Annotated in this window: 15 protein-coding genes; 7 read left to right on the top strand and 8 right to left on the bottom strand. The window is 51.4% G+C overall.

Features of this window, described 5'->3' with window-relative positions:
• Positions 1-3 precede the first annotated feature (3 nt).
• Positions 4-2,688 (bottom strand): TonB-dependent receptor plug domain-containing protein, encoded by a 2,685-nt coding sequence (locus EJN92_RS03280; RefSeq protein ID WP_126126516.1) that lies wholly within the window; start codon positions 2,686-2,688, stop codon positions 4-6.
• 163 nt (positions 2,689-2,851) lie between these two features.
• Positions 2,852-3,805, bottom strand: a complete 954-nt coding sequence (locus EJN92_RS03275; RefSeq protein WP_227869683.1) for a MurR/RpiR family transcriptional regulator — start codon at positions 3,803-3,805, stop codon at positions 2,852-2,854.
• A gap of 405 nt (positions 3,806-4,210) precedes the next feature.
• Here EJN92_RS03275 and EJN92_RS03270 point away from each other — a divergent pair, with 405 nt between their 5' ends.
• Complete coding sequence (locus tag EJN92_RS03270; protein ID WP_126126515.1) at positions 4,211-5,329, top strand: succinylglutamate desuccinylase/aspartoacylase family protein; 1,119 nt, start codon at positions 4,211-4,213, stop codon at positions 5,327-5,329.
• A gap of 127 nt (positions 5,330-5,456) precedes the next feature.
• The gene (locus EJN92_RS03265; protein WP_227869682.1) at positions 5,457-6,848 is read left to right on the top strand and encodes a YfcC family protein; all 1,392 of its coding nucleotides are present in this window, start codon (positions 5,457-5,459) and stop codon (positions 6,846-6,848) included.
• 81 nt (positions 6,849-6,929) lie between these two features.
• On the opposite strand, the gene EJN92_RS03260 is transcribed toward EJN92_RS03265, so the two are convergent.
• The 6 genes from EJN92_RS03260 to prpR all read right to left on the bottom strand — a co-directional run bounded on the left by EJN92_RS03260 (position 6,930) and on the right by prpR (position 13,041).
• Positions 6,930-7,484: a lipocalin family protein gene (locus tag EJN92_RS03260; RefSeq protein ID WP_126126514.1), complete on the bottom strand. Its 555-nt coding sequence runs from the start codon at positions 7,482-7,484 to the stop codon at positions 6,930-6,932.
• 72 nt (positions 7,485-7,556) lie between these two features.
• The gene (locus tag EJN92_RS03255; protein ID WP_170174859.1) at positions 7,557-9,149 is read right to left on the bottom strand and encodes a sensor histidine kinase; all 1,593 of its coding nucleotides are present in this window, start codon (positions 9,147-9,149) and stop codon (positions 7,557-7,559) included.
• A 223-nt stretch (positions 9,150-9,372) separates the two neighbouring features.
• Positions 9,373-10,353, bottom strand: coding sequence for a GGDEF domain-containing protein (locus EJN92_RS03250; protein WP_227869681.1), 981 nt, complete (start codon positions 10,351-10,353; stop codon positions 9,373-9,375).
• Positions 10,353-10,964 carry a chemotaxis protein CheC gene (locus EJN92_RS03245; protein ID WP_126126512.1) on the bottom strand — a complete coding sequence of 204 codons (612 nt, stop codon included), beginning with the start codon at positions 10,962-10,964 and terminating at the stop codon, positions 10,353-10,355. Before EJN92_RS03245 ends, EJN92_RS03250 begins: the two co-directional genes overlap by 1 nt.
• Positions 10,964-11,344: a response regulator transcription factor gene (locus EJN92_RS03240; protein WP_126126511.1), complete on the bottom strand. Its 381-nt coding sequence runs from the start codon at positions 11,342-11,344 to the stop codon at positions 10,964-10,966. The genes EJN92_RS03245 and EJN92_RS03240 overlap by 1 nt, the downstream gene beginning before the upstream one ends.
• A gap of 71 nt (positions 11,345-11,415) precedes the next feature.
• Positions 11,416-13,041, bottom strand: a complete 1,626-nt coding sequence (gene prpR / locus EJN92_RS03235) for a propionate catabolism operon regulatory protein PrpR (RefSeq protein WP_126126510.1) — start codon at positions 13,039-13,041, stop codon at positions 11,416-11,418.
• A gap of 230 nt (positions 13,042-13,271) precedes the next feature.
• On the opposite strand from prpR, the gene prpB reads away from it, so the two are divergent.
• The 5 genes from prpB to EJN92_RS03210 all read left to right on the top strand — a co-directional run bounded on the left by prpB (position 13,272) and on the right by EJN92_RS03210 (position 21,374).
• Positions 13,272-14,162: a methylisocitrate lyase gene (prpB, locus tag EJN92_RS03230; protein ID WP_126126509.1), complete on the top strand. Its 891-nt coding sequence runs from the start codon at positions 13,272-13,274 to the stop codon at positions 14,160-14,162.
• A 145-nt stretch (positions 14,163-14,307) separates the two neighbouring features.
• Entirely contained in the window at positions 14,308-15,456 is a 1,149-nt protein-coding gene (prpC, locus tag EJN92_RS03225; RefSeq protein ID WP_126126508.1) for a bifunctional 2-methylcitrate synthase/citrate synthase, read from the top strand.
• A complete protein-coding gene (gene acnD, locus EJN92_RS03220) occupies positions 15,456-18,050 on the top strand; it encodes a Fe/S-dependent 2-methylisocitrate dehydratase AcnD (protein ID WP_126126507.1) in 2,595 nt (864 codons plus the stop codon). Before prpC ends, acnD begins: the two co-directional genes overlap by 1 nt.
• Before the next feature lie 95 nt (positions 18,051-18,145).
• Entirely contained in the window at positions 18,146-19,336 is a 1,191-nt protein-coding gene (prpF, locus tag EJN92_RS03215; protein WP_126126506.1) for a 2-methylaconitate cis-trans isomerase PrpF, read from the top strand.
• Between the two features lie 148 nt (positions 19,337-19,484).
• On the top strand, positions 19,485-21,374 hold the full coding sequence (locus EJN92_RS03210) for a propionate--CoA ligase (protein WP_126126505.1): 1,890 nt from the start codon (positions 19,485-19,487) through the stop codon (positions 21,372-21,374).
• The last annotated feature ends 15 nt before the right edge of the window (positions 21,375-21,389 follow it).

The following is a 21,389-nucleotide window of genomic DNA, read 5'->3' as shown; positions in this document are numbered from 1 at the left end:
GTATTATTTCAAGACGTAAGTCATACGAGCGTAAAATGCGCGGCCACGTGGATCGACATAGGTTGAATCGTAACCGGCAAAATAAGTCAGTGTCTGATTGGAGAACGGTGGTTTGGTGTTCAAGAGATTCTGAACGCCAGCGCTGAGCTTAATATTTTTAAAGCCATAGTAACCCGCTTGCATATCCCACAGACTATAGGCATCCACCGTTGGGCGATTTCCTTTCGGGTCGAGTTGCTGATCCTCATATGAGCTCTGGAAGGTGTTACCTAAAGTAGCGCTCCAATTGCCGATGTCCCAATCGAGACTCAAACGATGACGCCATTTTGGTGTCACGTACTCAAAGCCCCATTTGCCTAGATTATTAATCACCTTGGAATTGGCGGCAAATTGCTGTTCGCTCTCGGTCATTAAGGTACCGGTGAGGCGAGTGGTAAATTTACCCAGATCGGCAATTTTTAGGCGATAGCTCATATTGATATCGAGACCGCTCTTGCTTTCGGAGCCTTGGTTTTGTGCCGTTAATGCCCAGTTCGAAATAGCCCCGAAACTATCGCGGGTGATAGATTTTTCGACGTAGTTAGGGTCGGTGTCGATCAAGGTTTCTGGCGCAAATTTAATCACGTCGGTTTTCTTCACGCTCCAGAAGTCCATACCACCTGAGAAGGACTCGATTGGTTCCCACATAAAACCGAGAGAAAACTGTTTGGATTTTTCTGGTTTTAGGTTCGGGTTGCCCGCCTCTGTCGTTGGGATTTGATCTGAGAAGCAGCCTTCGCCATAAGTTGCACAACCTATGGTGTCGATATACAGACCGCCGGTGGAGGTGGCGACTGCCGACGGATCTAGATCCTTCATAGTGGGTGCGCGGAAGCCAGTACCATACGAGGCGCGCAATAATAATTGCTTGGTCGGCTGGTAGCGTAACGCTACTTTCGGATTAGTCGAGCTACCGATAGTGCCGCCGTAAGAATCGTAGCGTACTGCGACTTGCGCATTGAGATTTTTAATCAAAGGGATATCGAATTCTGCGAACAGCGCTTTGACATCTCGTGATTCTGATACGCGCCGGGATTTTGAAGTGGAGTAGATAGTTCCCGCCAAAATCTCATCGGAAGAATTGTCTTCCAACGCTTCGCGGCGCAGCTCAAAACCGGCCGCCATGCCGAGTCCACCAGCCGGCAATTGCGCGATTTCGCGGGTAATGCGACCATCGATGGTATCGGTAGTCGATTTGCCTTTACGGCCGTCGATATTACGCTCTGCGCTATCGAGTAAAGCCATCCCTTCTGCATTCTGAGCACCAAAAGGATTTATTTTCCCGGTTTTATACGCCGCCAACAACAAGGCCTTATCGTAATAACCGTTGCTCAAAGTCTGGGTGTTTTGTGATTCAGAGTGGGCGTAGGCAGTGTTGTAATCCCAGCCTGCAACCACACCTTCAGAGCCTAGCAAGAGACGCTGTTGATCAGAGACCTGACCATTGGTACGGGCGCCACCCGGCACTAAGCGTAGACGCGTATTAAACGGTTTGCCGTCGGTAGCTACTGTGACGCCGGCAGTATTGACATACGAGGCTGGATAAAACGGACCATCAGAGGGGTAGGTGAGGGCAGTAGAGCCCTTTCTTCCGTTGATGCCGGTCGGTGATAAACGGTATTGAGCATCGTTGCGCGAGAAAGTATATTCAGCCACTAAAGTATGGTCGGCATTGATCGCCAATGAGGCGCGTGAAATGATGTTGGTCTTCTCAGACTCTGGATACAAATCTGCCGCAGCCTGGTAGTCGAAACGACATTCGCCGTTGATGTTAATGCTCGATGGTGGTGCACAGTTAGGGGCGCTAGGGTTACCCAGCAGCGTGCCCTTGAGCGAGTACACCGCGGCTGGGAATGTATTGGCCGAAGTGAAATTATCCGGATAACCGCGTGCCTCTAATGGCCGCCAGGCGCTGACTGCAAAATCTCTTTGTGCGGTGCGTAGTTGTGCATTTTTCTTATACGAGGCGCTGGCGAAAATGTTATAGCCGTCAGTGCTTAAATTACCTATGCCTCCCAATAGACTAATGCTCTTGTCGCTGGCGCCACCTTCTTGTGTGCCCATGCCAGAGACGCTTACTTCAACGCCTTTGTAGTCTTTGCGTGTGATGAAGTTGATGACGCCACCTACCGCATCGGCACCATAGACCGCGGAAGCACCATCGGTCAATACTTCTACCCGGTCTATCGCCGATAAGGGAATGGAGTTGAGATCAGTGCCTTCGCCGCCAAAAGCAAACGAGGCCATGCGTCGACCATTTAGCAAGACCAGGGTGGAAGAAACACCGAGCCCGCGCAAGTTGGCACCGGACATACCGCTAGAGCCGGGTTTGTCACTCAGACTGGCCGATTCTTGGGTGAAGCCGGTATTGGCGGCGATTGTGCTGAGCAATTGTTCAGAAGTGGTGGCACCGGTTCTTTCTATCTCTTTACGACTGATGATCTGGATCGGTAAGGCAGTTTCAGCTTCTATCCGTTTGATCGAAGATCCAGTGATTTCAACTTTCTGGATAGACGCTGCAGGATTTTCTGCTTGTGCCCAGACTGCTTGGCTGGCGAGGCTGAGTGCCGCCATGATACTTAGTGCCGACCAGGTTGCTGTCGTGATTTTTTTTGGTACTGGCTTAAATTGCCGATTTTTCTGACTCATTGCCTTACTCTCCTAAGGATTTACCTAATACATTGAAACAACACGATGGAAACACGCCGAAAATTTAGACAAAGCTGCGCCTTAGTCACCGTTGCGGGTGACTGCATTTTTTGGAATTGGCTTAGTTAAAGGCTGTCTTTACTTCTGTGACTACTGCTGATATTTACTTCTTTGTTTTACTACTATCCGTTATTGGGAATTTCAAATTGCTGTCGGCATTGTGTAAATAGGCCGCCAGTGCTTCCGTCAAACGCATGGCTTTTTCCACGTTCTTTTTATTTGACACCATGATGGAGCTAACTAAGGCTTCTATCACCGCTACGGCGGCGCTGGCACTACTCGGTAAAATGCTATGGCTGCTCGGTGCCAGCAGCAAATAGTCACCCAGTTGGGCGATCGGTGAGGCGGGCGAATCGGTAATGGCGACGATGCAGGTTGAATGCATACGAGCGAACTGCGTCAGGCGTATTACATCCAGGGCATAGCGCGGGAAGGAGATCACGACCAGTACATCTTTTTCTGTGATATTGGCCAGATGACCGGCCGCCACTTCTGTACCGCCATACGCGACGACCTCAACCACATGTGAGCAAAATGGTTGTAAGTGGAGTGCCAGCATACCGGCCAGATGTGAACTCAAACCGAAACCCATAATGTAGACAGTACTGGCCTTGGTCAGTCGACCCACTATCTGACTCATGAGTTGCTCGTTAATACTGTGGCTGGCAGCGTCAATATTGGCGCTGGCGTATTGCAGACTAGCACTCGCGGTGGACGCGCTGGTGTTACGGTTCTCTATCGTATTGCGCAGTTTTTCTACCGGTTGAAAAACTGCTTGTACGGTTTCGGCGATTTGATTGCGTAGCCCTGCGTAATTACTAAAACCCATATCGCGAGCAAAGCGACTAACGGTCGCTGTCGAGCTTTGACATTGTTCGGCTAAATCTTCTATCCCCAAAGCGGTTACTTTGACTTGGTTACGTAGCAGGTAATCAGCGATGCGTTTATAGGAAGAGGTACCATCTTGCAATACCGTCATCAAAGAGGTGCCCAGTGTGGATTGGGCAAACACCATCTCTGGAGAAATGGATGAACTCGCGCTAATATTTTTTTTCATGTTTTTCATATTTTTCACAATTAGGGCTTTTGCATCAGTGCTGCAATGTCGATGTTTGAACTGTAGACCTGTTCAAATTATTTTTCAATAGATATTGTCAGTTTTTTTTCAAAAAGATAGAATGTGAAAAAAATCAAACAAATTTAATGTGGTTTAATTTTTTTGTTTGAGTATTATTGTCGCAAAGTTTCTCTCTTTTTATCTTGGCACTCAGTCGCTTTTGTCTGGAATAGTTAATTTCTTTCTCATCGAAATGGCTGGAATTTAAAGAAATCTATTCTTTTGCCGCAACTGTTGTTTTTTGTTCGATATGTGAAACGTAGTAGGATTTTTTTGTTGTGGCCCAGGCCAAACATGAATCCTAAAGCCTGATTTTTCCATTTCTATTTTGAAGGTGTCATCTGTATGCGTACGCAACCTCACTTGCTACCAGTGAAAAGCTCGGGAACCTCCCGCGAATTGATTAGCCTGCATTATGGCAATGCCAGCAGCGGAAAAAAAGTCTATATCCAATCGTCTTTACATGCCGACGAAATACCTGGCATGTTGGTAATGCAGTACCTGCGCAAACAATTGGAGCAACTGGAAGCCGATGGTGAGATTGTTGGCGAAATCGTGTTGGTGCCTATCGCCAATCCTATCGGCTTAGATCAGGAGATTCATGGTGCTGCGTTTGGACGTTTTGATCTCTCTACCGGAATTAATTTTAATCGTGGCTATCTCCATCTGAGCTCACAATTAATCTCGGCCTTAGGTGATCAGCTGGGTGCCGATTCCAAAGAAAACGTGCGCCTGATCCGGCAACAAGCGATGCGCATTCTGCAGCAATGGCAAGCAGTCAGTGAGACTGAGTACCTTAAAAAAACCTTGCAAACTTTGGCGGTCGATGCCGACATCGTGCTCGATCTGCATTGCGATAATCAGGCGGTCATGCATTTGTATACCGGTACTCCTTTACTGGCCGCGACCCAGCCGCTAGCTGCCTATTTGGGGGCGCAAGCTCTACTTACCTCGGTCTTGTCTGGTGATGATCCGTTTGATGAAACCTGTTCGCGTCACTGGTGGGAGCTCGCACAGCATTTTGGTGAAGGGATACCTATTCCCTCGGCTTGCTTAGCGGTTACGGTGGAGTTGCGTGGCGAAACTGAAGTTTGCCATGAACTGGCGCGCTCCGATGCGGCCGCGATCATTGCCTTTTTACAGCATGCTGGCCATATAGGGGGCGAAGTACCCATCATGCCGCAAGCCCTGTGCAAGGCGACACCTTTAGAAGGGGTGGAACCTATCGTGGCCGCGCATGCGGGTATTTTGGTATTCACTAAGGCGGTGGGTGAGTGGGTAGCGGCTGGAGAAAGTATTGGTGATCTGGTCGATCCTCTCAGTGGCGAGCAAACACCGCTACTGGCAACTGTGTCGGGCATATTGTTTGCCCGGGTGGCGCGACGCTATGCGCAAGGCGGTATGCGGGTGGCGAAAATAGCGGGTGAGCAGGCTTTTCGTACCGGTAATTTGCTTTCTTTGTAGGGAGCTGCTTGTATCGCCAGTCGGAATATATTCAATTAAGTGACAGTGGTTTTCTATTGCTGCTAGCGAAGAGTATTTTCCGTCGGTTTTAATTGAATTTGAATTTGCAGTATCTAGGGAGACACCCGTGTTTAAAAAAATAAGAATGCCAAATACCTTCGTTTTGTTGTTTTCCTTGCTGGCCTTGATCGCACTGTCGACCTGGCTGGTACCGGGCGGCAAATATGAAACCCACATTGTCAATGGAAAAAGTCTGATTAATCCAGCTTCGTTTCACTACATCACCAGCAATCCACAAGGGCCGGTGGCACTGATGATGGCTCCAATTAAAGGCTTTGTCGAGGCCGCTTTGATTATCGGTTTCGTTTTAATTGTCGGCGGTGCTTTTGCAGTCTTGCAAAAAACTGAAGCGATAGACTCGATGATCAAATCGGTGGCGAAGGCGCATACCCATTCGCGCTTGGTCAGGGCGACAATCATTCCTATCTTCGTTACTTTGTTCTCCCTGGGCGGTGCCACCTTCGGAATGGCAGAGGAAGCAATCCCTTTCGTGATGATTTTTATTCCCCTGGCGCTGGCGCTGGGCTATGACTCTATCGTTGGCGTCTCCATTCCATTTATCGGTTCGCAAATTGGTTTTGCGGCGGCATTTCTGAATCCTTTTAACGTAGGGATAGCGCAAGGAATTGCCGGTGTGCCGGTGTTTTCCGGTATCGGCTTTAGGTTACTAGTTTGGTTTTTGGCGACCTCAGTGACCATCGTTTTTTTGATGTGGTATGCCGCTAGAATCAAGAAAAATCCCGCGCTCAGTCCTACATTTGAGATTGATGAGGAAAAACGCAAGCATTTACAAAGCAATGATCTAGCCGCATTTTCTGGCATGACGCGTGTACACAAGGCGGTGTTGTGGTTATTTTTGGCGACACTGGCGGGTATGGTGGTCGGCGTAGTGAAATACGATTGGTTTATCAATGAAATCGCTGCCTTGTTTTTGCTGATGGCACTCATAGTCGGCGTGGTCGGCCGCTTGAGTAGCGATGAGTTTGTCAGCGCTTTTATGCAAGGCGCCAAGGATCTGGTGACGACCGCATTAGTAATCGCTTTGGCGCGTGGCACCATGATCTTGGCGCGCGACGCCCATATCATCGATACCATGTTGTATTCCCTGATGCCCTTGGTGCAGTCAGCCAACCCAGTTTTTGCCGCGCACAAGATGTTTGTGATTCAATCGGTGATTAATTTTTTCATACACTCCGGTAGTGGCCAGGCCGCGCTCACCATGCCGATTATGGCGCCCTTGGCTGATCTGGTCGGTGTGTCACGCCAAACTGCAGTGCTGGCGTTTCAGTTCGGTGAATTTACCACCCCGATGATCCCCACTTCAGGTATCACGGTGGGTGTATTGGCGTTGGCTGGCATACCCTGGACTACCTGGGCCAAATGGATGATACCGCTACAACTGATGTATTTTGTACTGGCCTTGGCTTTGCTGGCGCTGGCGTGTCAATTGAACTGGTAAGCCTGCTTCGGGCGAACGGCTTAAGTATTGCTTTACGTTCGCCCGCAATCACACTTTTTCTAGCTATTGCCAAAGCACTGTTTAATCAAGCGGCGTTGTCTGCGGACTTAGGTGGAAATCACTGCGCTGGTAGCCTAGGCTTGCCGCTTTATCTAAGATTGTATTGAGTGTGGCTGCTGGTAAAACAGCCGTGCGTGATAATACCCAGCCATACTTTCTGCCAGGTTCGCCGACTAAGACCCATTGGTAGTTGGGATCTAAGGCCAGTATCCAATAATTGCCGTAAAACGGACGGAAAAAGCTGACGCGCAGTTTGCTGTTGCCACTTTCCGGCACTACTTTTGCGACACCTTCAGCAATTTCTATACTGCCATCGATTTTACGACAGCGGTTGATGACGTGAATCGCGTCAGCATCAGGCTGATATTCCGCCTGAGTGTCGGCCACGCACATGGCTTGAAAACGATTTGGTAGTAACGCCACCTGATACCATTTTCCCTGATAGCGTGCCAGATCGACCGAGCTCACCGTGGCTAAGGGCGCTTGCTTGCTACTGGCACAGGCGCTCAGTGATAGGATGAATACCGCGCTGCTGATTAGAAGTAATGCAGTTCGTGCCAAGGGTATTATTTTCATAGGAATATGAGGTGAAAATTTTGGTGTGAAATGAAGCTAAATACCACCACTGGCGGGAGTGCCAGCGCAGGCTTAGCTTAGTTGGTAAGGTGAGCTCTCGGCGCTACTCGGTGCGTGTAACGGTAGGCGTAAGATGAAACGCGTACCTAGTCCCAGGCGACTCTCTACCCGTATGCTGCCGCCGAGCACATCACTGACTATGTTGTAGACAATATTTAAGCCAAGTCCGCTACCACCGCGTCCGAGTTTGGTGGTGAAAAACGGATCGAAAATACGTCCTAAGTTGTCTTCCGCGATACCCGAACCATTGTCGCTGACTATCAGTTGTACTTGTTCGTCTGGCGTATCGTTGAGCAGCTCAGCAGTGATCACGACTTGTCCTGTTTGCTCCGTTTGCGGATGCTCGGCAAACGCGTGCAACATCGCATTATTGACCAGGTTACTCAGAATTTGTCCGAAAGGTCCTGGGTAGGAATCCATTTTAATTTCCGGCGGTATCTCCAGTTTTATCTCGTGAAGATTCCCTTTGAAACTGGTCGCCATTGTCAGCAAGGTTTCTTTTACCACCTCATCGAGCATGAATTGGCGGCGCTGGGCACTGGTTCTATCAACTGCAACACGTTTAAAACTACCGATCAAATCATCTGCGATGGTCAGATTGCGCAATAAAATATCGCAAGCTTGGCTGCTTCTGTCGACATAATTCGTGAGCGTGGAGCGGGTTAAGCCATGTTCCATCTTCTCTTTAAATTCGGCACTCAGTTCATGCAGTGTACTGGCTACGGTGACGCTATTGCCTATTGGGGTATTGAGTTCATGCGCGACACCGGCCACTAAAGAACCTAGTGCAGCCAAACGTTCAGAGCGTTGAATTTCCATTTGGGCATTGCGCAAACTTTCTAAAGTACTGCCTAACTCTGCATTCGAGGTGTGCAAGGCCAGAGTGCGGTCGGTAACGCGCTGCTCTAAGCTGGCATTCAAGGCCGCCTGTTGTTTGATGAGATCATCGAGTTTTAGGCGCATCGCGTCAACTCCGTGTGCCAGATCCCCTAATTCATCTTCGCGCGCTGCTTGTACCGCATATTCGAGCTGACCTTCGCCTAGCCGGTCTACATCCTCTTGCAGTTGGCGCACCGGGTGCATGATGCGACGTTGAAACAGCAGCAGTACCAGTACGAAGGAAATCAATAACTGAAACAATAATGCCGCGATCAGTTTATACATACTTTGTAGGTATTCGGCCCTGACCAGTTTGTCGCTCATCTTGATAGTGACTTTACCTATCGAGACTTCATTCCATTTAATTGCGCGTACTTCGCGTATCAGACCATCGCCACCGCGTTCTGGCCTATCGGCACGCACAAAACTGCCAGACGAGGCATCTTCTACCACGATGCTGACCACGTCAGGATTTTGCATGACCGAATTGATGAAGGTTTGCGCGGCCTGGGTGTCGACGTTCCAGACTAGCGGTGCCATGGTTTGTTCTAGCATGCTGGCGTATTGGCGCAAAGGACCGCGTACCCGCACATCGTATTCCGCCGTATAGCTTTGTTGTGCCACCAAGGGGCCTATCAGTAAGGCGGGCAAGAGTATGCCTAGGGCTATGCCCAGGGCGATGGCATTTCTGAGGGAGAGCGTACCGGAGCGATTTTTTTTTGGCATGACAACGCAATTTCCGGAAATTGTTAGCGCTAAGGGAAGGCTAAATTTTGCTCTAAAAGTTGCATAATTGCAAGGTGTCGCATCATACTGCATTGCTCTGCGAAAATTACCAAAACATGGCGTTTTGAATAGCGAATTCTAATGCTTACTGGACTTAATTTTATATTAATAAGACTGCCAGTCTTGCCAGTAATTGTCAAGAACCAAGAAAGGTGGTCAGCGCTTAATTTTTCTGAGGATGGTCGGCGGCCGGTGCAAAAAATGCAACGCGATTACGTCCTTGTTGTTTCGCTTCATACAATGCGCTATCGGCCGATTGTACGAGTGATTTAACATCGCCATGATTGATTTGATCGTAGGTGCTGACGCCTATGCTGATACTCAATTGGCTGGCGATTTTCGATTTTAAATGCGGGATGCTGGCATCCCAGATCGCAGCTCTTAGTCGTTCGGCAAAGGGCAGGGCATGATCTTGCGGCATATTCGGCAAAATCAGGATGAACTCTTCGCCGCCATAGCGCGCCAGTACATCAGTCGCGCGGGCTAATTGTGCTTTTAAGGTCTGCGCCACGCTGATCAAGGCTTTATCACCTTGGGGGTGTCCATAGTAATCGTTGTATTCTTTAAAGAAATCGATGTCCACCATGAAGACCGATAAGGGCAGTTTTTGGCGTATGGATACTCCCAAGGCCATCTTGTAATGCTCATCAAAAAAGCGCCGGTTATAGATGCCGGTGAGACTATCGGTGGTGGCATCGCGTTTCAAAATTTCTGAATGCGAGCGCAACATTTTCTCGCGTTTGATGGAGTTGCTGGAATCGGAAATCTGTATCAGGCAGCAGCGCTTGCCATCGGCTTGCGCCAGCACTGTGATCGCTATCGATTGATGTATCCTTTGCTTTTCTTGATCTGCATCGGCGGCATACAAAGCCAGCGGCGAACGATGCAGGGCATTGGATAAGACTGCTGGTAGTCCGTAACTTAGGCTGTTGCGCAAAGCCGATAAAAATGCCGGCGTAGGCGATTCTTTAAACGCCTCGGTGATTTTTTTGTGGAGCGCTTGATCTTCGGGGATGCCGCTGCTTTTAGCGACCCAGTCATTCCATAAGAGTATATTTTCTTCGCTATCGACCACGATCAAACCCATACTGATGAGCTTAAGTATGTCGGCAGGATTAACCCCGGAAAGTTGCGTCGTCGCCACTAAATTGCCCCTAGAAAACGGTCTATTTGTACCACCAGATTGCGTAATGACTTGGAGCTCAGCAAGAAAATGAGGTGACCTTCCGAGTGACGTTTTTCTATCGTCAGATCTATGTGCAAAACCAAAATGTAAGGTTGATCGGTGCTGTTGCTGATGCCCTTGAAGATCTCTTCTGTGGTGGCGATTCTATACGTGGGCAATGAGCTGTTGAGCGAGATGCTGAGCATGTCTGCCATGGCTGAGAGGCAGGCGTTGAGGATGATATTGCCTAGTTCGCACATGGCCTCCTGTTCAAACTCGGCCAGTTCTTCTATGCTCATTTGTGAGCCCATCATGTCGCGCACGATCTCTAGCGCATGATCTTCGGTAAACAAGAGTACCGCTTCGGCGTCAAAAGGGCCGGAGAATTGCTGACTGACCGCACCAAATCTGGCGCTGTTAAGTGCAATCACAGAGCTATCGGCCTCCGAGCTTTTCTTTACTTCTATCGATGGCACCGAGAGTTTGACTTCGTCACCGACGATTTCGGAGAGGCTAGCCGCCGCACGACCAGCACCGACATTGAATACTTCAGTCAGCGCATCGAGATGGAGTTCGCTCAGGCTATCCATTATTCACCTGCAAAATGGGCAAGGGCATGCGCTATCGATTTTTCTGTGACCGGTTTGGCGACAAAGGTCGCACCCAATGCCATGGCACGGTTTTGAAAGCTTTCTTGTATGTTCGCCGAAAAAATCACGATGCGCATGGACGGATGTTTGGCTAAAATTTGTTCGGCTGCATCGGTGCCCAAAATGCCTGGCATATTGATGTCCATGGTGCAGTAGTCGGGGGTGTCTTGGTCAACTAGCAGTACGGCAGCATCGCCGCTGGCCGCTTCAATAATTTTCCAGTCTTCGTGTTTAGCCAAGACGTGCGCCTTGATGACCATGCGCGATACCTTGCTGTCGTCAACAATCAGCAGTTTTTTTGGAGTGTGCTCGGTGTTCATGTTTGGCTATTTGGCTGGTCATTGATTTTTCGATTTTACCTGAACATGGGGGCTGCGCTATAGGGATTTTTTCAGCTCATGTTGTTCTTGTTTTTCAGTTGCGCGAGGCGTCGCCACAGCGTGGTGCGGCTGATTCCTAAGTATTCGGCGACGCGCTCTCTGTTGTGATTGAATTTTTCCATGACGGCAACTAAGGATTGCACTTCTTCGGGGGCAATGTTGGGAGGCGTTGAATTGACGATACTTAACATTTCAGGTGTGATTTTTGCGACAAAGCTTGGTGTCAGGGCTTGCAAGGGCTCGGCCGCTAGAAACAAGGCGAGGCGCTCCATCATATTGCGCATTTCGCGTACATTGCCTGGCCATGGATATTGCCTGAACAACTCACTGCAGGCCTCCACCTCGGCCTGCAAATTGGGGTGGGGGCGGGCGCCCATGGCGGCCAAGGCATGTTTCAGGCACCATACTGCCAAGGGCACCAGATCGTCCTGGCGTTCGCGCAGGGCAGGGATGTGGAGTCGTAATACGGCTAAACGATAAAACAGATCGGTGCGAAAACGGCCTTCACGCATGCGGCTTTCCAGATCGCAGTGGGTGGCGCTGATAATTCGAACATCGACGGGAATAGGGCGTACGCCGCCCACCCTGACCACTTCACGCTCTTCCAGTACGCGCAGCAAGCGGGTTTGTAGACTCAGCGGCATTTCGCCGATTTCGTCCAGAAACAGGCTGCCTCTATGCGCCGTTTCAAACAAACCGGCGTGGCCGCCACGCCTAGCTCCTGTGAAGGCGCCTTCTTCGTAACCAAACAGCTCAGACTCGAGCAAAGACTCGGCCAGCGCACCGCAATTGACGGCAACAAAAGCTTGGCGCGCGCGTGGACTCTCGCTGTGTATGGCCTGGGCTGCCAATTCTTTGCCGGTGCCGGTTTCTCCTTGCAATAAGACGGTGGCCGGCGACTTGGCAAACAGCATGATGGAATGCCGCAAGTTCTGCATGGTCTCTGATTCTCCGCGCAAATCCTTGATGCTGTGGCGCGCCCTGAGCGATTCAGCGGCCGGATTTTGCCTGCCGCGCGCCGCTTCGAGTCGCGTGATGCGGGCGATTTCCAGTGCGTCGTCGAAGGCCAGTCGGATCGATGTGGCCGAATACATGAAGATACCGGTCAGACCAGCTTCTTCGGCCAGATCGGTAATGAGTCCGGCGCCGACCACGGCTTTAATGCCGCTGCTTTTTAACTCCCTGATTTGCGCCTTGGCATCTTCTTCGGTGACGTAGGTGCGCTGTTCTAGCTTGAAGCCGAAGGTGTTTTTAAACTCGACCAGTTCCGGCATGGTTTCCTGATACGTGACTAGGCCAATTTCGGGCGAGACCTGGCGGGCTCGGGCTAAAGCTTGCATCACATCAAAGCCACTAGCTTTGGCGATGATCACGGGTATTGGTAGGCGACTCTTTAGGTAAGCACCGTTGGAACCTGCCGCAATCACCGCATCGCAGCGCTCGGTCTGCAGGCGTTCGCGTATGTATTGGGCAGCCTCTTCAAAGCCCAGATGGATAGGTTCTATCTCGGCGCTGACATCGTATTCGAGCATGATATCGCGAAACAGATCAAACAGGCGCGAGATAGAAACGGTCCAGATGACGGGCTTGTCGTTGCTTTCTCTGCTGTCTCTGATTATAGGCGGGCTGTGTTTCATAATAATGTTTCAGTGTTTCATTTGAAACGTCATTATGAAACATTGTATTGAACGTATGCAAGAGCTGATTCTTGTTTGTCTTTTTTAAGTCTTTGATTTCTATACGAAGCAGCCTATTTTTCCGCGGTTTTAGAAAGCTGGCACGTTGATTGCAGTAGGAAAGGCTAACAGGAAACTTGATTACACTTAGTTGTAATTTTTCACCTCAACTTTTATCAAAGAGAGACCGTATGAGCCAATACTCCGCAGGTGCCGCCTTCCGCAAGGCGATGCAAGAAGAATCTCCGCTACAAGTGGTTGGTGCGATTAATGCCAATCATGCCTTGCTGGCCAAACGCGCTGGATTTAAGGCGATCTATCTCTCCGGTGGCGGCGTTGCTGCCGGTTCGCTGGGCTTGCCGGATCTGGGTATTTCCAATCTCGATGATGTGCTGACCGATGTGCGCCGCATCACTGATGTCTGCGATCTGCCTTTGCTGGTCGACGTCGATACCGGTTTTGGCTCATCCGCCTTTAACGTGGCGCGTACCGTCAAATCCATGATCAAGTTCGGCGCCGCCGCCATCCATATTGAAGACCAGGTCGGTGCCAAACGTTGTGGTCACCGCCCAGGCAAAGAGATCGTTAGCAAGCAAGAGATGGTCGATCGTATCAAGGCGGCGGTGGATGCGCGTACTGATGAGAATTTCGTCATCATGGCACGTACCGATGCGCTGGCGGTGGAAGGTCTGGAGTCAGCCATAGAACGCGCTTTGGCTTGCGTGGAGGCCGGTGCCGATATGATTTTCCCTGAGGCGATTACTGAACTGGCGATGTACAAGCAGTTCGCCAGTGCCGTGAAGGTGCCTATCCTGGCCAATATCACCGAATTCGGTGCTACCCCTTTATACACGGTGGAAGAGTTAGCCGCGGTCGATGTTGGTCTGGTGCTGTATCCCTTGTCCGCTTTCCGTGCCATGAACAAGGCGGCTGAAAACGTCTATGGCGCGATCCGCCGCGACGGTACTCAGAAAAATGTGGTCGACACCATGCAGACCCGTATGGAATTGTACGAGCGCATCAACTACCATGATTTCGAGCAGAAACTCGATGCGCTGTTCATCCAGCAAAAAGCAAAATAAATTAAAGATCGATCAAAAATCAGATACTCCCCTTAAACAGTATGAAAAACTATTCAATCGCGCATATAGGACGTGCGGCTTGAAAAAATACTGGGGTGGAGTATCTGTTCCATTAAATAATTCACTATCTCATCTGGAGAACAGCATGACTGAAGCAGTTCCATTTAAAGCTAAAAAATCCGTTGCCCTGTCTGGCGTTACTGCCGGCAATACCGCTCTGTGTTCGGTAGGTAAAACCGGTAACGACTTGCATTATCGCGGTTACGATATTCTGGAAGTGGCCGACGCTTGCGAATTTGAAGAAATTGCCCATTTGCTGGTGCATGGCAAATTGCCGACCAAGGCCGAACTGCTCACGTATAAATTGAAACTGAAAGCCTTGCGTGGCTTGCCGGCGAACCTGAAGGCAGCGCTTGAGGCTTTACCTGCCAGCGCCCATCCTATGGACGTAATGCGTACCGGTGTCTCGGTGCTCGGTTGCACTTTGCCGGAAAAAGATGACCACAATGCGCCAGGCGCACGTGACATCGCCGACCGTCTGATGGCGTCTTTAGGTTCCATGCTGCTGTATTGGTACCACTTTAGCCACAACGGCAAACGTATCGATGTTGAGACTGACGATGATTCTATCGGCGCGCATTTCCTGCACTTATTGCACGGGGTTAAACCTAGCGCATCGTGGGAAAAAGCCATGCATACCTCGCTGATTTTATATGCGGAACACGAGTTCAATGCCTCGACCTTTACCGCGCGCGTGATCGCCGGTACTGGCTCAGACATGCATTCGGCCATCACCGGTGCGATCGGTGCCTTGCGCGGCCCTAAACATGGCGGCGCCAATGAAGTCGCGTTTGAAATCCAGAAACGCTATGACAATCCGGATGAAGCAGAAGCCGATATCAAGAAGCGCGTAGAGAACAAAGAAGTGGTGATCGGATTTGGTCATCCTGTGTACACGGTTTCTGATCCACGCAATAAAGTAATTAAAGAAGTGGCGCGTAATTTATCGCGTGAGGCTGGTTCGACCAAGATGTTTGATATCGCCGAGCGCTTAGAGTCCGTCATGTGGGACATCAAAAAAATGTTCCCGAATCTGGATTGGTTCTCGGCTGTTTCGTATCACATGATGGGTGTGCCTACCGCCATGTTTACGCCGCTGTTCGTGATTGCGCGTACCTCAGGCTGGGCCGCACATGTGGTCGAGCAGCGTATCGACAATAAAATCATCCGTCCTAGCGCTAACTATGTCGGCCCTGATGATTTGCAGTTTGTCGCTATCAAGGATAGACAATAATGAATACCAATTTTCGCAAATCCCTGCCCGGCACCAAGCTCGATTTTTTTGATACCCGTGCCGCGGTAGAGGCCATTACCCCAGGTGCTTACGATAAGCTACCGTACACTTCACGTGTGCTGGCAGAGAATCTGGTGCGCCGTTGCGACCCAGCGACGCTGAATGCTTCTTTGGAGCAGTTTATACAGCGCAGACGCGATCTGGATTTTCCATGGTTCCCGGCGCGCGTGGTCTGTCATGACATTCTGGGGCAAACTGCGCTGGTCGATCTGGCAGGTCTGCGTGATGCGATTGCTGAGCAAGGCGGCGACCCGGCTTTGGTCAATCCTGTAGTGCCAACCCAGTTAGTGGTCGACCATTCTTTGGCGGTAGAGTGCGGCGGTTTCGATCCGGATGCCTTCAACAAGAACCGTGCGATTGAAGACCGTCGTAACGAAGACCGTTTTGACTTCATCAACTGGACCAAGAAGGCGTTCAAGAACGTTGATGTGATCCCACCCGGCAACGGCATCTTGCATCAGATTAATCTGGAGCGCATGAGCCCGGTGGTGCAAGTCACCGACGGGGTGGCTTATCCAGATACCCTGGTCGGTACCGATAGCCATACCCCTATGGTAGATGCGCTGGGCGTGATCGCCATTGGCGTCGGCGGTCTGGAAGCCGAAAGTGTGATGTTGGGGCGCGCCTCGTGGATGCGTCTGCCGGATATCATCGGCGTAGCACTGACCGGCAAACCTCAAGAAGGTATTACCGCGACTGACACGGTGCTGGCGCTGACTGAATTTTTGCGCAAACAAAAAGTGGTGTCGTCTTATCTGGAATTTTACGGTGAGGGTGCTGCGGCATTGACCTTGGGCGACCGCGCCACCATTGCGAATATGGCACCGGAGTTTGGCGCGACTGCCGCGATGTTTTATATCGACGAACAGACCATCAAATACCTCAAACTGACTGGCCGTGAGGATGAACAGGTCAAGCTGGTGGAGTTGTATGCAAAAGAAACCGGTCTGTGGGCCGATACTCTGAAAAATGCCGAATACGAACGCGTACTGAGCTTTGATTTGTCTTCGGTGGTGCGCACTATTGCTGGCCCAAGTAATCCGCATAACCGCGTGCCAACTTCCGAATTGGCCGCACGCGGTATCAGCGGCAAGCTAGAAAATGAAGCTGGCCTGATGCCTGATGGCGCAGTGATCATCGCCGCCATCACCAGTTGCACCAATACGAATAACCCGCGCAATATGATTGCGGCCGGCCTGATCGCCCGCAATGCAAATAAACTTGGGCTGAGCCGTAAGCCTTGGGTGAAGAGCTCACTGGCACCAGGCTCCAAAACGGTCGCCCTGTATCTGGAAGAGGCTGGCCTGATGCCTGAGCTGGAACAGTTGGGTTTTGGCGTGGTCGCCTTTGCCTGCACCACCTGCAACGGTATGTCCGGTGCGCTCGATCCTGTGATCCAAAAAGAAGTCGTAGACCGTGATTTGTACGCCACTGCCGTATTGTCCGGTAACCGTAACTTTGACGGCCGTATCCACCCTTATGCGAAGCAGGCTTTCCTGGCCTCGCCACCTTTGGTGGTGGCGTATGCGATTGCCGGTACGATTCGTTTCGACATCGAGAAAGATGTGCTGGGTATAGCTGCTGATGGCAAGCCTGTGCGTTTGGCGGACATCTGGCCGTCTGATGCAGAGATCGATGCCGTGGTCGCTGCCAGCGTCAAACCTGAGCAATTCCGCAAGGTGTATATCCCTATGTTTGCCAAGCAAGAAGACGATGGCGTGCAGGTCAGCCCGCTGTACGACTGGCGTCCGCAGACTACCTACATCCGCCGTCCGCCTTACTGGGAAGGTGCCTTGGCAGGTGAGCGCACGATGCAAGGCATGCGCGCCTTGGCGGTGCTGGGTGACAATATCACGACCGACCATCTGTCACCGTCGAATGCCATCATGCTAGACAGTGCTGCCGGTGCTTACCTGGCGAAGATGGGCTTGCCTGAGGAAGATTTCAATTCTTACGCAACGCACCGCGGCGATCATCTGACCGCCCAGCGCGCGACCTTTGCAAATCCAACCTTGAAGAATGAAATGGTACTCAAGGACGGCAAGGTGCAGGCTGGTTCGCTGGCACGCATAGAGCCGGAAGGCACAGTGACGCGCATGTGGGAAGCCATAGAAACCTATATGGAACGCAAGCAGCCCTTAATCATCATCGCCGGTGCTGATTATGGCCAAGGCTCATCGCGTGACTGGGCCGCCAAAGGTGTACGCCTGGCGGGTGTAGAAGCGATCGCGGCCGAAGGCTTTGAACGCATCCACAGAACCAATCTGGTTGGGATGGGCGTATTGCCGCTAGAGTTTATGCCTGGTGTGACGCGCCTGACTTTGCAGATTGATGGCACAGAAACTTTTGATGTGATCGGCGAACGCACACCACGCGCGAGCTTGACGCTGCTGATCAATCGCAAGAACGGTGAAACTCTAGAGGTGCCTATGATCTGCCGTCTGGATACTGCGGAAGAAGTGGCTATCTATGAAGCCGGCGGTGTCTTGCAACGCTTTGCTCAGGATTTCCTGGAATCCACCAAAGCGGCATAAATCAGTTGTAGGGTGCGCCTTGCGCACCGCTTGTGTTTGTGGCACCGATTTCGGTGAGCATGGCGCACCCTACGGCATCAATAAGAGGAACTAGCATGACCCATGTAGCGCAAATTAAAATCCCCGCCACCTATATGCGTGGCGGCACCAGTAAGGGTGTATTTTTCCGTCTGCAAGACTTACCTGCGGTGGCACAAGTGCCCGGCGCAGCGCGTGATGCCTTGTTGCTGCGTGTGATCGGCAGCCCCGATCCTTACGGAAAGCAGATCGACGGCATGGGCGGCGCCACTTCTAGTACTAGCAAGACGGTGATCCTATCCAAAAGCGCTAAGCCTGATCACGATGTCGATTATCTGTTCGGTCAGGTTTCCATCGACAAGGCTTTCGTTGACTGGAGCGGTAATTGCGGCAATCTGTCTGCCGCAGTCGGCTCGTTCGCGATTAGCGCAGGCTTGGTTGATGCTGCCCGTCTGCCGCACAACGGTGTTGCGGTGGTGCGCATCTGGCAGGCGAATATCTCCAAGACCATCATCGCTCACGTGCCTATGAGCAATGGTGAAGTGCAGGAAACCGGTGACTTTGAACTCGATGGTGTGACTTTTCCTGCGGCAGAAGTGCAGCTTGAATTCATGAATCCGGCGGCCGATGAAGATGGCGCTGGTGGCTCCATGTTCCCTACCGGCAATCTGGTGGATGATCTGGACGTGCCGGGTTTTGGGTCGCTGAAGGTCACCATGATCAATGCCGGTATCCCGACTATTTTCGTTAATGCCGAAGCGATTGGTTATACCGGTACCGAACTGCAAGATGCCATCAATGGCGATGCTCAGGCCTTGGCTAAATTTGAAACCATACGCGCCCATGGTGCGCTACGCATGGGCCTGATCAAGGATGTCGCAGAAGCGGCAAATCGTCAGCACACACCTAAGGTGGCTTTCGTCGCTAAGCCGGCGGCGTATGTCTCGTCCAGCGGGAAGCGGGTCAATGCAGGTGATATCGATCTGCTGGTGCGTGCCATGTCTATGGGCAAGCTGCATCACGCCATGATGGGGACTGCAGCGGTTGCGATCGGTACTGCTGCGGCGATACCGGGTACCTTGGTCAATCTGGCAGCGGGTGGTGGTTTGCGCGAGGCGGTGCGTTTCGGCCATCCTTCCGGCACCTTGCGGGTTGGTGCGCAGGCGGCGCAGGTCGATGGCGAATGGAGTGTGACTAAGGCCATTATGAGCCGTAGCGCGCGCATATTGATGGAAGGCTGGGTACGTGTACCTGGCGACGCGTTCTGAACGGCGCAGTATGAAAAAACAAGAAAACGCGGCCCTTCAAATGGCCGCGTTTTTTTTGGGTAGCTTACGGCAAACTGACAAATAAAACATCCCTCTGACGCTCGCGCAAGAGGAGTACAAAATTACATGACGCACACCAGGAGATAGCATGACTTACGCAGCCTTTTACCAGCAATCGATACAAGAACCTGCCACATTTTGGGATCAAGAAGCCAAACTGATAGACTGGAAAGAACCGTACACGCAAGTGCTAGACTATTCCCGTCCGCCGTTTGCCAAGTGGTTTGTCGGTGGCCAAACCAATCTCTGTTATAACGCGGTAGATCGCTGGCTCGCCACGCAGGCTGATAAAGCGGCACTGATCGCGATTTCTACCGAGACCAATACTGAGAATGTGTACAGTTTTGCCGAGCTTGATCGCGAAGTGCAGCGTATGGCTGCCATCATGCTGGGCTTGGGTGTAGTACAAGGTGACCGGGTGTTGATCTATATGCCTATGGTGGCCGAAGCGGCGTTTGCTATGCTGGCTTGCGCCCGCATCGGTGCCGTGCATTCCGTGGTGTTCGGCGGGTTTGCCTCCAAGAGTTTGGCTACCCGGATCGATGATGCCAAACCTGTGTTAATTGTATCGGCCGATGCCGGTATGCGTGGCGGTAAGGCAGTGCCTTACAAGCCGCTATTGGATGAGGCGATCACGCTGGCCCAGCATAAGCCGGCCAAGGTCTTGCTGATCGACCGCGGTCTCGATCCTATGCCTTTGGTAGCCGGGCGTGACGTTGCATATGCGACGCTACGTGAACAGCATCTCGATGCAAAGGTGCCGGTCACCTGGCTGGAATCGAATGCGATATCGTATATTTTGTACACATCAGGCACCACCGGTAATCCGAAAGGCGTACAACGCGATGTCGGGGGTTATGCGGTAGCGCTGGCTTCGTCCATGAAGCACATTTTTGGCGGCAATCCCGGTGAAACCTATTTCGCCACTTCAGATATAGGCTGGGTCGTGGGGCACTCGTATATCGTGTATGGCCCTTTGATTGCAGGCATGGCGACCATCATGTACGAGGGCACACCGATACGGCCGGACGCCGGTATCTGGTGGAGTATCGTCGAGAAGTACAAAGTGACGCGCATGTTCTCGGCACCGACGGCGATCCGGGTGTTGAAAAAACATCCGTCTGAACTGATGAAAAAATATGATTTATCTTCACTGAAAGCGCTGTATCTGGCCGGGGAGCCGCTCGATGAAACGACCTCCAGCTGGATCTCGGGTGAGCTGGGTGTGCCCATCATTGACAACTATTGGCAGACTGAAACCGGCTGGCCTATCCTGTCGGTGGCACGCGGCATAGAAAACACTGCAACCCGTCTGGGTAGTCCTGGGGTTGCGATGTACGGTTACAAGGTTAGCATCATCAATGAAAATACAGGTGCAGAATGCGCGGCTAATGAAAAAGGCGTGTTAGCCATACAAGGTCCGTTGCCGCCGGGTTGCCTGCAAACCGTGTACGGCGATGACCAGCGTTTTGTGCAAACCTATTGGTCAAATTTTGCCCACGAACAGCTGTATTCCACGTTTGACTGGGGCATTAAAGATGCCGATGGTTACTACTTCATACTCGGTCGCACCGATGATGTGATCAATGTGGCGGGCCACAGATTGGGCACGCGTGAAATTGAAGAGAGCATCTCCAGTCATCCGCAGATTTCAGAAGTGGCGGTAGTCGGCGTCGAGGATAAGCTCAAAGGCCAGGTCGCGGTGGCTTTCGCGATACTGAAACATCCCGAAATGGTGGTCAGCGAGGAGGGCAGACGTGCGCTGGAGGCCGAGGTAATGGCGGTGGTCGATAAGCAGCTCGGTGCCGTAGCCAGACCGTCGCGCGTTCATTTCGTGGCGATGTTGCCCAAGACTCGCTCAGGTAAATTATTGCGCCGTTCGATACAGGCGATCTGCGAGGGGCGCGATGCGGGAGACTTGACGACGATAGAAGACCCTGCTTCCTTGTTACAGATTAAGGCTGCAGTGATCGCCTGATGCCGTTTGATTGAA

It is taken from the genome of Undibacterium parvum (genome assembly GCF_003955735.1).
GTDB lineage: Bacteria > Pseudomonadota > Gammaproteobacteria > Burkholderiales > Burkholderiaceae_D > Undibacterium > Undibacterium parvum.
This window is presented reverse-complemented; position numbering and strand designations above follow the sequence as displayed.

Bases quoted from the DNA above. Each gene is read 5' to 3' on its own strand.
- EJN92_RS03280 (WP_126126516.1), bottom strand. From the start codon at position 2,688: ATGAGTCAGAAAAATCGGCAATTTAAGCCAGTACCAAAAAAAATCACG.
- EJN92_RS03275 (WP_227869683.1), bottom strand. From the start codon at position 3,805: ATGAAAAAAAATATTAGCGCGAGTTCATCCATTTCTCCAGAGATGGTG.
- EJN92_RS03270 (WP_126126515.1), top strand. From the start codon at position 4,211: ATGCGTACGCAACCTCACTTGCTACCAGTGAAAAGCTCGGGAACCTCC.
- EJN92_RS03260 (WP_126126514.1), bottom strand. From the start codon at position 7,484: ATGAAAATAATACCCTTGGCACGAACTGCATTACTTCTAATCAGCAGC.
- EJN92_RS03255 (WP_170174859.1), bottom strand. From the start codon at position 9,149: ATGCCAAAAAAAAATCGCTCCGGTACGCTCTCCCTCAGAAATGCCATC.
- EJN92_RS03245 (WP_126126512.1), bottom strand. From the start codon at position 10,964: ATGGATAGCCTGAGCGAACTCCATCTCGATGCGCTGACTGAAGTATTC.
- EJN92_RS03240 (WP_126126511.1), bottom strand. From the start codon at position 11,344: ATGAACACCGAGCACACTCCAAAAAAACTGCTGATTGTTGACGACAGC.
- prpR (WP_126126510.1), bottom strand. From the start codon at position 13,041: ATGAAACACAGCCCGCCTATAATCAGAGACAGCAGAGAAAGCAACGAC.
- prpB (WP_126126509.1), top strand. From the start codon at position 13,272: ATGAGCCAATACTCCGCAGGTGCCGCCTTCCGCAAGGCGATGCAAGAA.
- prpC (WP_126126508.1), top strand. From the start codon at position 14,308: ATGACTGAAGCAGTTCCATTTAAAGCTAAAAAATCCGTTGCCCTGTCT.
- acnD (WP_126126507.1), top strand. From the start codon at position 15,456: ATGAATACCAATTTTCGCAAATCCCTGCCCGGCACCAAGCTCGATTTT.
- prpF (WP_126126506.1), top strand. From the start codon at position 18,146: ATGACCCATGTAGCGCAAATTAAAATCCCCGCCACCTATATGCGTGGC.
- EJN92_RS03210 (WP_126126505.1), top strand. From the start codon at position 19,485: ATGACTTACGCAGCCTTTTACCAGCAATCGATACAAGAACCTGCCACA.